We start from the raw sequence: 11753 nt of genomic DNA, 5'->3' as shown, positions 1-11753 counted from the left end.
CGAGATCCTACGACGGTCGAGCGCGCCGGAGGCTCAGGACCGCGGCACCCCGCGACGGCGGCGCCCGAACCGTGCTCGCACCCGTTCCAGGAGGGCGGCGAACAGCAGCGAGAACGCGCCCGGTGGGCGGCTCTCGGGTCCGGCCTCCTCTCCCGCGGCGGCGCGGTCCAGCGCCCGGGCGAAGTCCTCGAACATCCGCCGGCTGACGTCGCCGGCGAGGGAGCGGCCGAAGCCGGCGATCCGGCCGGTCAGGAACACGTCGGCGCGCGCCTCGAGCACGGTCCCGCCCTCGGCCGGGACGGCGGACATGACGATGCCGGCCTGCGCGCCGCCGCCTCCGGTGTCCTTGCCCTGCGCCCGCATCACGATCCGCTCGCCGGACTGCTCGAGCACGTGGGCGATGCCGTTGAAGGTCAGGCGGACCGGACCGAGCGCGACCCGGGCGCGTCCGCGGTACCACGCCTCGCCGAGGTCGTCGGTCAGCTCCGCACCCGGGAGGCAGCGGGCCAGCAGCCGGATGTCGCCGAAGACGCGGGCGACGTCCTCGGGTGCGGAGCCGAGCTGGCTGGTCACGTCGATGCGGACCGTCGGGTCGCCCTCCGGCAGCGTGATCTCCTCCGGCCGGGCGGTCTCCTCCGGCCGGGCGGCGGGCTCGGCCTCGGCAGGGCTCGATCCCGACGACCCGGACGTCCCCCGACCCACCAGCGTGCGTCGACCGCAGTTGCCGGGTCCGGGCAGGCCGTCTCGATGCGCCTGCGCGACCTCGTCCACCGCGTCGATGATGTTGCGGTAGCCGGTGCAGCGGCACAGCACCCCGGACAGCTCGGCGGGCAGGTCTTCCCGGCGTACGTCGGGCTCGTGGGTCAGCAGGTCGTAGGAGCTCATCAGGAAGCCGGGGGTGCAGAACCCGCACTGCAGACCGTGGTGGCGTCCGAACGACTCCTGGAGCGGGTGCAGGTCGTCCTGCCGGCCCAGACCCTCGACGGTGGTGATCTCGGCCCCGTCGAGCTGGATCGCGAACAGCAGGCAGGCCCGGGCGGCCTCGCCGTCCACCAGCACCGTGCACATGCCGCAGATCCCGTGCTCGCAGCCGACGTGCGTCCCGGTCAGCCCGAGGTGGTCGCGCAGCGCGTCCGAGAGCGTGACCCGGGCGGGCAGGGACAGCGACACCTCGCTGCCGTTGACGGTCATGGTGACCTCGACGGACTGGTCCGCCTCGGTCCGTTCGTAGCTCTTCGGCAAGGTCATGAGGTGCTCCCCTCCCGGGAACGGGTCGCGTCGGCGTACGCCCGGGCGATCTCCCGGGCCAGGAGCGCGGCGACGAGCCGGCGCCGGTAGGCGGGGCTGGCGTGGCTGTCGCCGCCGGTGTCGACCACGTCGAGAGCCACCTCCTCCATGAGGTCGCCGAGCGCGCGGTGCAGGTCGGCCCGGGCCGGCGCGGCGCCGGTCCGGTCGAGGGCGGCGCCGAGCCGCTCGGAGACGTCCGCGCTCACGGGCACGTCCGACACCCCGAAGCAGGTGGCGCGGGCGGTCGGCCGGTCGCCGTCACCGGCGGTGACGCGGACGGCGACCCCCGCGAGCGCGAAGTCACCGTGCCGGCGGGCGAACTCGCCGAAGCCGAAGCCTTCACCGGGCCCGGCCGCCGGGAAGCTCACCTCGGTGAGCAGCTCGTCCGGCTCCGCAGCGGTCGACAGCGCGCCGCTGAAGAAGTCGCCTGCGGCGACCTCCCGCCGTCCCCGCGCGCTCGTGAGCACCATGGTCGCCTCGAGGCACGAGGCGACCGCCGGCAGCTCCGCGGAGGGGTCGGCGTGGGCGATGCTGCCGCACACCGTGCCGCGGCTGCGGATCTCGCGGTGCCCGATCCACGGCAGTGCCAGCCGCAGCAGCGGCACGCGCGCCGACAGGTCGTCGTTCTGCAGCCGGCGCTGCCGCACCGTCGCACCCACGCGGAGGGCACCGTCGCGGCTGGTGAGCTGGTCGAGCTCCGGGACCGCGTTGATGTCGACGAGCTGGCTGGGTCGCCCCAGCCGCATCGCGAGCACGGGCACCAGCGACTGCCCCCCGGCGAGGACCTTGGCGCCGTCACGGGAGAGCTCCGCGACGGTCTCCTCCAAGGAGCCGGGGCGCACGTAGGCGAACGGGGCGGCCTTCATCAGCTGGTCACCGGCCCTCGAACCTGGGCGCTCGCTTCTCACCGAAGGCGGCGACGCCCTCGGCGAAGTCGTGCGTGGCGCGCAGCATCGAGTACGCCTTGCGCTCCAGCTCGATGCCGGTGTACAGCGGTCCGTCGATGCCCCGGTCGAGGACCTCCTTCGCCGTCCGCATCGCCGCCGGCGAGTAGCTCAGCAGCATGGTGACCACGTGGTCGAGGGTCTTCTCCAGCTCCGCGGCGTCGGCGCAGTTGTGCGAGGTCAGCCCCCAGTCGAGAGCCTGCTGTCCGGTGATCCGCTCGCCGGTCAGGATGTGGTACTTCGCCCGCGAGAGCCCGATCAGGCGGGCCAGGCGCTGGGTGCCGCCGCTGCCCGGGATCATCCCGAGCTTCATCTCCGGCAGCGCGAACCGGGACCGGTCCGTCGCGATGCGGATGTCGGCGGACAGCGCGAGCTCGAGTCCCACGCCGAAGCAGTAGCCGTCGATCGCGACGACGACCGGCTTCGGGCTGCGGGCCGCGGCGGTGATGTTCTGCCCGAGGTCGGTGAGGTCGAAGGGCTCCACCTCCATGAACCCGGCGATGTCGCCGCCGGAGGTGAAGTGCTCGCCCTCGGCGCGGATCACGACGACCTGCACGTTGGCGTCCGCGTCGATCTCGGCGAAGCGGTCGGCCATCACCTGCCGGGTCTCCATCGTGATGATGTTGTAGCGGCCGTTGTCGATGATCAGGTGGGCGACGCGGCCGTCGTGGCTGTGCTCCAGCCGGATCTGTCCGCCGGTGAGTGCCATGGTCAGTTTCCCTTCGAGCGGGTGAGGAGGTCGTGCAGGACGTTTCCGTGCAGCGGCAGCGAGGTGATCTCGACGCCTTCGTCGGCCAGCGCGTCGGCCACGGCGTTCGCGATGGCCACCGGGAGGCTCATGGAGCTGCCCTCACCGGAACCCTTGGCGCCGAGCCGGGTCAGGGGGGACGGCGTCTCCACGTGGTCGCTGGTGAGGGGGAAGGTGGACTCCGCCGAGGTGGGGCACAGGTAGTCCATGAACGTGCCGGCGGTCGGCTGGCCGGAGTCGGAGTAGGTCATCTCCTCGAACATCGCGCCCCCCAGCGCCTGCACGATCGCCCCGTGCACCTGTCCTTCGAGGAGGGTCTTGTTCAAGATCGTGCCCGCGTCGTGGACGGTGCTGAGGTCCTCGACCGTGACGGCGAGCGTCTCCTTGTCGATGCGGACGACGACGACGTCCGCCACGAACCCGTAGCACAGGCTGGAGTTGATCTGGTCGGTGCGCGACGCGGCCTTGGACTGGGGCGGCGTGAACGCGGCCTCCTCGTAGAGCCGGGCGGAGAAGCCGTCCGGCAGCGACCCGGGATCCCAGTGCACCAGGCCGGCGGCGTGCCGGAAGGCGACCGCCCGCTCGGGCGACCCGACGACCCGGACCATCCCGTCGGCCAGCTCGAGCGACGCCGGGTCCTCCTCGAGCAGCACCGAGCCGGCGACCTTGATGGTCTCCGCGATCCGGTCCGCGGCCTCGAGCAGGGCGCTGGTCAGCAACGGCGCGAACCGGGACGAGTAGCTGCCCGAGCTGATCGTCCACGGCGTGCTGTCGGTGTCCATCTCGACGCGCGGTCGCACCTGCTCGACCGGCAGGCCGAGGTGCCGGGCGACCAGCTCGCGGGCGACGGTGGCGTGGCCCTGTCCCTGCGGGACGGTGCCGAGCAGCACGCTGACCACGCCCTGCGGGTCCACGGTCACCCGGACGTGCTCGGTCGATCCGGACTTGCCGCGCCGCGCCGTGCGGTCCGCCACCGGGGTGGCCAGGCCGACGTAGCCGATGTTCGTCGCGGACGGGTCCACGATCGTGGCCACCCCGATGCCCATCCACTCGCCGTTCTCACGGGCGGTGCGCTGGACCTTCCGCAGCTGCTCGTAGCCCGCGTTCTCCAGAGCGAGCTCGAGGGCGCGGTGGTAGTCGCCCGAGTCGTAGATGCCCCCGCTCGGCGTCGCGTACGGGAACAGGTCCGCGGTCACCATGTTGCGGCGGCGCGCCTCGGCCGGATCGAGCCCGACCTCGCGGGCGATGTCGTCCATCAGGCGCTCGAGGCCGAAGTAGAGCTGCTGGCCGCCGAAGCCCCGGTTCAGCCCGGTCGGCGCCTTGTTCGTGACCACGGCCCGGGCCCGGATCGCCACGGAGTCGATCTTGTACGCACCGGTGATGTTGCCGAAGCACCGGTACAGCGTGCTGGGCTCCGGCGGGCGGAGGTACGCGCCGACGTTGTCGACGAGGTCCACGCGCAGCCCGCTGACCACGCCCTCCCCGTCGACCGCGGCCTCGAACGTCATCAGCCGGTCCGACCCGGCGGAGCTGGCGAGCAGGTGCTCGAGCCGGTCCTCGGTCCAGCGGACCGGCCGGCCGGCGTGCTTGCTGGCCAGCGCCATGAGGGCGATGTACGGGTAGACCCCGGACTTGATGCCGAAGCTGCCGCCGATGTCGGCCGGCACCACCAGCCGCAGGGACGAGGTCGGGATGCCGAGCGCCCCGGCCACCACGGGCGCCATCGAGAACGGGCCGTGGAAGTTGGCGTGCGCGGTGACCTCGGGACCGGCCACGCCGTCCCGCCACTCCGCGACCACCGAGTAGCACTCCATCGGCGTGGACGAGTAGCGGGGGAAGGAGTAGCGGCGGGTCACGACCCGGTCGGCCGCGGCGAACGCCGCGTCGACCTCGCCGAAGCTGAACGTGCGGTCGGTGGCGACGTTGCTGTCCGCCTCGTCGTGCAGCAGCGGTGCGTCCGGCTCCAGCGCCTTGTCGGTGCGGACCACCGCGGGCAGCGGCTCGTAGTCGATCTCGACGAGCTCCGCGGCGTCCTCGGCGAGGTAGCGGTCGGTGGCGACCACCACGGCGACCGGCTCGCCCACGAACCGGGTCTTGTCCGTGGCGGTGGGGTAGTAGGGGTGCGGCGTCTTCACCGAGAGCGGGAACGGCTTGAGGGTCTCGAGCACCTCGTCGGGACCGATGACCGCGGCCACGCCGGGGCGGTTGCGAGCGGCCTCGAGGTGGACCGCGCGGATCCTGGCGTGGGCGTGGGGGCTCCTGACCACCGCCGCCACGAGGGTGCCGGGCAGCGGGTCCAGGTCGTCGAGGAAGCGCCCCTGCCCGGTGAGCAGTGCGGCGTCCTCCACGCGGGCGAGTCCGGTCATGCCTGACTTCCTTCCTCGGAGTCCGCGAGCACGGTGAAGTGGCCCTCGGTCAGCTGGCGGCGCAGGATCTTGCCGACCGCCGACTTGGGGATCTCGTCGACGACCACATACCGCTTGGGCCGTTTCATGGAGGGCAGGCCGGAGCCCGCGCGGGCGAACTCCCCCACCGCGGCGAGCGTCTGCTCGGGCGAGACACCCGGCTTGCCGACCACGAAGGCGGTCACGGCGTGTCCCCACTTGTCGTGGGCGGTGCCGGCCACGATCACCTCGTCGACGTCGGGGCTGGCCGCCAGGGCGCGCTCGATCTCCTCGGGGTAGATGTTCTCCCCGCCGGAGTTGATCATGTCGTCCACGCGGCCGGAGACCCAGAGGTCGCCGTCCTCGTCGGCCACCGCGAGGTCGCCGGTGAAGTACCAGCCGTCGCGGATGGACTTGTGGTCCGCGTCCGGACGGTTCCAGTAGCCGGCGAACGCCTCCGGGCTGCTCAGGGACGCGATCACCTGGCCCCGCTCCCCCTCGGCGACGACCTGGTCGGGGGACGCTTCCGGGTCGGGGTCGACGAGCCGGATCCGCGAGAAGATGCCGGCGCGACCGGCGCAGCCCGGCTTCGCGGCGTTGTCCGGGCCGATGGTGAAGGTGTAGATCTCGGTGCTGCCGTAGTGGTTGACGAACCGCTCGGGGTGCACGGCGTCGGTGAGCCGCTCGGCCAGCGTGGGCGTCATCGCCGCTCCGGCGTACGCGAGCTTCCGGACGCTGGCGGCCTCGGCCAGCCGGCCGGTCTGCAGCAGCGACCAGTAGATGGTCGGCACCAGGTACAGCGCGCCCACCTTCTCCCGGATGATCAGGTCGAGCGACTGCTCGGCGTCGAACCGCGCCTGCGGCACCCAGGTGCCGGCGGCGAGCACGCTGGAGAGCAGCGTGCGAAGTCCCATGGTGTGGAACAGCGGCATCACGCCGAGCGTCCGCTCCCCCGGGGCGTGGCCGGTCTGCACCAGGTGGGCGACGGCGGCGTGGTGCTCGGCGCGGTGGGTCCGCGGGACGCCCTTGGGTCGGCCGCTGGTGCCCGAGGTGTAGAGCATGACGCTGACGTCGCGCTCGTCCGGCACGCCCGGGGCCGGCGTACCAGGGGCCCGGTCGGCCGCCCGCCACACCGACGCCACGCCCTCCGGGGCGTGGTCCGGATCGCCCGCCCACACCACGCGCGGCGCCCGCTGGACCTGCCCGAGCGCGGCCACGACGAGGTCGTGGGTGTGCTCGTCGACCGCGATCAGCGCCGGCTCGCAGTCGTCGAGGCAGTAGGCCAGCTCGTCCGCCCCGAACCGGGTGGACAGCGGCAGCGACGCGACGCGGGCCTTCTGCGCCGCGAGGTGCAGCGTGGCGAGGGGCTCCCCGCCCTGCAGCAGGAGAGCGACCCGGCTGCCCTCGCCGGCGCCGAGGTCGTGGAGGGCCCGGGCGACCCGCTCGGTGCGCGCGTTCCACTCGGCGTAGGTCATCGGGTGGGAACCGCCCACGGCCACGCGGTGGGGGTAGCGCTCGGCGGTCCAGCGCATCGCGGACGCGAGATCCATCTGCCCTCCAACCATCTTAGTCGGACGATCTGTTCTGTACGGTGAGCACGTTACGGTACGCTTCGGACCATGTCAACCGCTCGCCTGACCCCCACGTCGTACGTCGTGCTCGGGATGGTCGCGATGAGAGGACCCTCCACGTCCTACGACCTGAAGCGGGCCGTGCAGAACTCGGTCGGCTACTTCTGGCCGTTCCCGCACGCGCAGCTCTACTCCGAGCCCAAGCGCCTGGTCGACCTCGGCCTGCTGGAGGTCGAGAGCGAGGAGGACGGTCGCCGTCGCCAGACCTACACGGTGACACCCAGCGGCATGGCGGCGTTACGCGAGTGGCTCGCGGAGCCCACCGAGGAGCAGCTGCAGGTACGCGACGTCGCCGAGCTCAAGCTGTTCTTCGGGGAGTTCGCGGAGCCCGTCGACATCCAGCGGCTCGCCGAGGAGCAGGTCACCCAGCACCGCGCGCGGATCGCGGCGTACGAGCGGATCCAGGCCCGGTACGGCGACCGGTCGGACGTCGCGGAGCGGATGGTGCCGCTGCGGCTCGGGCTGGCGATGGAGCACGCCGCCCTGAAGTTCTGGGAGGACCTGCGGGCCGAGCGCCAGCAGCTCGAGGAGGCCCGGGGGGCCTGATCCCTCAACCGGTCCCGTCGGCCCGCCGCGCGTCACCGGTCCAGCGCCGGTCGTGCTCGAGCGGGAGGCCGAGGACGTCCAGCGCGCGTCGGACGGTGTCGTCGACGATCGCCTCCACGGTGGTGGGCCGGTGGTAGAACGCAGGCACCGGCGGCATCACGATGGCGCCGGCGTCGGTCGCCTGGGTCATCAGCCTCAGGTGCCCCGCGTGCAGCGGCGTCTCCCGCAGGAGCAGCACCAGGCGGCGGCGCTCCTTGAGGGTGACGTCGGCGGCGCGCACGACGAGGTCCTCGTCGTAGCTGTTCGCGATCCCCGACAGGGTGCGCACGCTGCACGGCGCCACGAGCATCCCGGCGACCGGGAAGGAGCCGCTGGAGATCGACGCCCCCAGGTCCGACGGCGAGTGGACGACGGTGGCGAGCTCCTTGACGTCCCGTGCGGAGAGGTCCGTCTCGTGGCTCAGCGTGGCGACTCCGGACCGGGTGATGATCAGGTGCGTCTCGACGTCGCGCTGCGCGAGCAGCTCGAGGGCCCGGACCCCGTAGGCGACTCCGGAGGCGCCGGTGATCGCGACGATCACGCGCAGTGGCGCGTCGAGGGCGTGCGGGTGCTCAGCCACGTGGCGACTCCAGCTGGTCGAGGAGGGTGCGCAACCGGCCCGGGTCGACGCGCGGCCGCATGAGGGCGTGCTCGTCGCGCCGGTCCGCGGGCGCGGTGGCGTCCAGCGCCATCTTGGCGGTGACGTGGCCGTCCGCGGAAGGGTCCAGTCCCCCGCCCCGGGTGCGCGGTACGACGAGCAGGTCCCGGTCGGCCTGGAAGCGGGTCGCCACGGCCCAGCCCACCATCTCGTCGTCGAAGACGTCGACGTCGTCGTCCACGACCACCACGAGCTTGACCGGCGCCAGCGCGGCGAACACCGCCATGGCCGCATGGTGCGCCGCCCCCGGCGGCGGGTTGCGGAGCGACACGACGGCGTGCAGCCGGCAGGAGCCGGCCTCGGTCAGGCGCACGGCCGTCACGGCCGCGCCTGCTGCCGCGAGCGCCTTGAGCAGCCGCGCCTCCCGGGGCAGGCCACCCACCCAGAAGTGCTCCCGCCCACCCGAGAGGATGGTCTGCGCCACCGCATCGGTGCGCCGCCAGCGACGGGTGAGCTCGATGACGGGCGCGGGGCCACCGGGACCGTAGGTCCGGGGATACTCCCCGAAGGGCCCCTCCTCCGCCCGGCGACCGGCGAGGAGGCGGCCGAGCAGCACCATCTCGGCGCGGGCGGGAACCGGCGTCGGATGACCGGGGAGCCGCACCACGTCCAGTGGCCGCGGGTGCAGCGCGCTGGCCATCTCCAGGTCGTCGAGGTCGGCGTCCGCAGGCGCCTGGGAGGCCAGCGTAAGGGCGGGGTCCACGCCGAGGCACAACGCCACCGGCAGGTCCTCGCCGCGCCGCTCGTGCTCGGCGAAGATGGCCGCCAGCCTTCCCGGCAGCAGCAGCGCGCGCAGCTCGCGCGGGCCGGAGACCTGCAGCCGGTTGATCGAGAGATTGGTACGGCCGGTGCGCGGGTCCTGCACGGTGACCAGCGCGGACGTGACGTAGCGGCCGCCGTCGCGCTCGTGCTGCACGGGGATCGGCAGGTCGCCGAGGAGGTCCGCGGCGTCCTCCTCCACGGCGGCGACGGGCGCCTGGTCGAGTGGCAGCTCGTGGCACGGCACCGGAGCGGCCACCGCCGCGCCGATCCGGCGTACCACCTCCCCGGGCTCGCACTGCAGCAGCTCGGCGAAGTGACGACGCACCGCCACGGTGTTGCCGAGCAGCGGGAACCGGGCCCCGGCGACGTCCTCGAAGAGCACCGCGCTGTCGCCGTCGCACCGCTCGAGCACGGCAGCGACCTCCTGGTCCGGGTCGACTCGCGCCCGGAGGCGGCGGAGCTCGCCGCGCTGCTCCAGCAGGGTCATCCAGCCGCGCAGGTCGGCGGCCTTCGGCCAGGCCTCGTCGTGATCGGACATCGTGCCTCCCGTGGGATCGCGGAGTCGCTGTTCGGAGACTAGAGGGACAGGTGGATGTGCTTGAGCTCGGTGAACTGCTCGAGCCCCTCGATGCCGCGAGTGCGGCCCAGCCCGGACATCCGCATCCCGCCCGAGGGCATCTCGCCGTAGGAGCGGTTGTAGCCGTTGACCCAGACGGTCCCGGCCTGGACGGCCCGCGCGACCGACATCGCCCGGGACACGTCGCGCGACCACACCGAGGCGGCGAGGCCGAACGGCGTGGCGTTCGCGAGCCGGACGGCGTCCGCCTCGTCGGCGTAGGACTCCAGGGTGAGCAGCGGCCCGAAGATGTCCTCCTGGACCAGCGGGGACGAGGTGTCGACGTCGGCCACGAGCGCCGGGCTCAGGAAGTGCCCCGGCAGGCCGCCGGGCCGGACCTGCTCGCCGCCGACCACCAGCCGCGCGCTGCTCCGCGCCAGGTCCACGAAGCCGGAGACCTTCGCCATCGCCTGCTCGGAGATCAACGGCCCGAAGAGCGTGTCGGGCTCGCGCGGATCCCCCGGGGCCATCGAGGAGAACGCCTCGCGCAACAGCCGCTCGGCATCCGCGAGCCGGTCCTGGTGCACCAGCACCCGGGTGCAGGCCATGCACATCTGCCCGCTGGTCACGACCGCGGCCCGCGCCGCCGCGGCCAGGGCGGTCTCGAGGTCGCCGTCCGGCAGCACCAGCATGGAGGCCTTGCCACCCAGCTCGAGCAGCGGCCGCGTCATGGTCTCGGCGGCGTCGCGCATGACGGCCTGGCCGGCCTGCGTGGACCCGGTGATCGCCACCGCTGCGGTGGCAGGGTGGCGCACCAGCGCCGCTCCGACCTCGACACCGCCCGGCAGGCAGTGCAGCACGTCCGTCGGGACGCCCGCCCGGTGACCGAGGGCGATCACGCGGCGAGTGACGTGCACGGTCTGCGGCGCCGGCTTGACCAGCGCGGTCACCCCGACGGCGAAGGCCGGCGCGAGATCCCGCAGGAGCAGCAGCACCGGCCAGTTCCACGGGGTGATGAAGACGGTCGGGCCGACCGGCTCGCGGACCAGGTGTGCCTCCGTGCCGTCGTGCAGGGAGCCGGCGCGGCCCAGCGGCAGGCGCGCCAGGCCGGAGTTGAGCCGGAGCGCGTCGACGCTTCCGGCCACCTCTGCGAACGCCTCCGTCCGGGCCTTGCCGGTCTCCCGGACCAGGTCGTCGGCCAGCTCGGCGGCCTCGGCGGCGATCAGGTCGGCCCAGGCGTGGAGCACCTCCGCGCGCCGCCGGTGGTCGCGCGGCCAGGGGCCCGCCATGGCGGCCTCCGCGGCACGGGCAGCGCCGTCGACCTCCTCCGGTGTCGCGGCCGGCACCGGCGGGAGCGGCTCCAGGGTCGTCGGGTCGACGGGTCGAAGGGCCGCGGTCACACGAACACTCCCCCGCCGTCCACGACGAGCGTCTGACCCGTCACGAAGCCCGCCGCGGGGCCGGCCAGCCAGAGCACCGCGCCGACCAGGTCCTCGGGCAGCATCGGCCGCGGGATCGCACGGGCGCCGGCTGCCGTGGCGAGGTAGTCGCTGGTGTTGAGCTCTCGCGACGCGGCGTCGTCGACGAGACCCGGGGACACGGTGTTCACGGTGGTGCCGTCGGCACCGAGCTCCCGGGCCGCGGCTCGGGTCAGCCCTTCGACCGCCGCCTTGGAGGCGACGTAGTGGGCGAACCCGGGGGCGCCGTTGCGGGAGACGACGGAGGCGATGTTGACGATGCGCCCGTCGCCGCTCGCGGCCAGGTGCGGAGCCGCGGCCTTGATGACCTGCCAGGTGCCGACCACGTTGACCCGCAGGACGAGGTCCCAGTCGGCGGCGGTCAGCTCGGTGAGCGCGCGCTTGCCGCCCAGCGTGCGGTAGACGGCCGCGTTGTTCACGACACTGTGCAGACCGCCGAACCGCTGCACCGCCTCGTCCACGGCGCGGCGTACGTCGGCCTCGTCGGTGATGTCACCGCCGACGAACACCGCCCGGCCGGGACCGGTCGCGCCCGCCTCGTCGGCCAGCCGCCGTCCCTCGCTCTCGCAGGAGGGCAGGTCGACCGCCACGACGTGGGCGCCCGCGCGGGTGAAGGCGTTGAGGTAGCGGGTCCCGATGTCGCCGGTGACCCCGGTCAGGAGCACCACGCGGTCCGTGAGACCGTCGGTGGCGGCCGTCGTCGTCGCTGTCGTCGTCATC

The 11753-nt window shown here is 73.4% G+C and carries 10 protein-coding genes; 1 reads left to right on the top strand and 9 read right to left on the bottom strand.

What is annotated here, in order from left to right:
- Positions 1 to 33: 33 nt before the first annotated feature.
- From ABD086_RS23190 to ABD086_RS23170, 5 genes are read right to left on the bottom strand one after another with little or no spacing between them, the layout of a single operon-like run.
- Positions 34 to 1248: a 2Fe-2S iron-sulfur cluster-binding protein gene (locus ABD086_RS23190; protein ID WP_343910652.1), complete on the bottom strand. Its 1215-nt coding sequence runs from the start codon at positions 1246 to 1248 to the stop codon at positions 34 to 36.
- Positions 1245 to 2153 (bottom strand): FAD binding domain-containing protein, encoded by a 909-nt coding sequence (locus ABD086_RS23185; protein WP_343910650.1) that lies wholly within the window; start codon positions 2151 to 2153, stop codon positions 1245 to 1247. The genes ABD086_RS23190 and ABD086_RS23185 overlap by 4 nt, the downstream gene beginning before the upstream one ends.
- A 7-nt stretch (positions 2154 to 2160) precedes the next feature.
- Complete coding sequence (locus tag ABD086_RS23180) at positions 2161 to 2940, bottom strand: enoyl-CoA hydratase/isomerase family protein (protein WP_343910648.1); 780 nt, start codon at positions 2938 to 2940, stop codon at positions 2161 to 2163.
- A 2-nt stretch (positions 2941 to 2942) separates the two neighbouring features.
- Positions 2943 to 5345 (bottom strand): xanthine dehydrogenase family protein molybdopterin-binding subunit, encoded by a 2403-nt coding sequence (locus tag ABD086_RS23175; protein ID WP_343910646.1) that lies wholly within the window; start codon positions 5343 to 5345, stop codon positions 2943 to 2945.
- Positions 5342 to 6913 (bottom strand): class I adenylate-forming enzyme family protein, encoded by a 1572-nt coding sequence (locus tag ABD086_RS23170; protein ID WP_343910644.1) that lies wholly within the window; start codon positions 6911 to 6913, stop codon positions 5342 to 5344. The genes ABD086_RS23175 and ABD086_RS23170 overlap by 4 nt, the downstream gene beginning before the upstream one ends.
- Before the next feature lie 69 nt (positions 6914 to 6982).
- Between ABD086_RS23170 and ABD086_RS23165 the strand changes: the two genes are divergently transcribed.
- Positions 6983 to 7540, top strand: a complete 558-nt coding sequence (locus tag ABD086_RS23165; RefSeq protein ID WP_343910642.1) for a PadR family transcriptional regulator — start codon at positions 6983 to 6985, stop codon at positions 7538 to 7540.
- Between the two features lie 4 nt (positions 7541 to 7544).
- On the opposite strand, the gene ABD086_RS23160 is transcribed toward ABD086_RS23165, so the two are convergent.
- The 4 genes from ABD086_RS23160 to ABD086_RS23145 are packed head-to-tail and all read right to left on the bottom strand — an operon-like array spanning position 7545 to position 11752.
- Positions 7545 to 8159: a UbiX family flavin prenyltransferase gene (locus ABD086_RS23160; protein WP_343910640.1), complete on the bottom strand. Its 615-nt coding sequence runs from the start codon at positions 8157 to 8159 to the stop codon at positions 7545 to 7547.
- The gene (locus ABD086_RS23155; protein WP_343910638.1) at positions 8152 to 9537 is read right to left on the bottom strand and encodes a UbiD family decarboxylase; all 1386 of its coding nucleotides are present in this window, start codon (positions 9535 to 9537) and stop codon (positions 8152 to 8154) included. The genes ABD086_RS23160 and ABD086_RS23155 overlap by 8 nt, the downstream gene beginning before the upstream one ends.
- Before the next feature lie 38 nt (positions 9538 to 9575).
- Positions 9576 to 10955: an aldehyde dehydrogenase family protein gene (locus ABD086_RS23150; RefSeq protein WP_343910636.1), complete on the bottom strand. Its 1380-nt coding sequence runs from the start codon at positions 10953 to 10955 to the stop codon at positions 9576 to 9578.
- Positions 10952 to 11752 (bottom strand): SDR family NAD(P)-dependent oxidoreductase, encoded by an 801-nt coding sequence (locus ABD086_RS23145; RefSeq protein ID WP_343910634.1) that lies wholly within the window; start codon positions 11750 to 11752, stop codon positions 10952 to 10954. The genes ABD086_RS23150 and ABD086_RS23145 overlap by 4 nt, the downstream gene beginning before the upstream one ends.
- Position 11753: the final 1 nt, after the last annotated feature.

Origin of the sequence: Nocardioides aquiterrae, assembly GCF_039526625.1 — a bacterium.
Taxonomy (GTDB): Bacteria; Actinomycetota; Actinomycetes; order Propionibacteriales; family Nocardioidaceae; genus Nocardioides; species Nocardioides aquiterrae.
The sequence above is the reverse complement of the archived record's forward strand: the minus strand, read 5'-3'. Positions and strand labels throughout refer to the sequence as shown.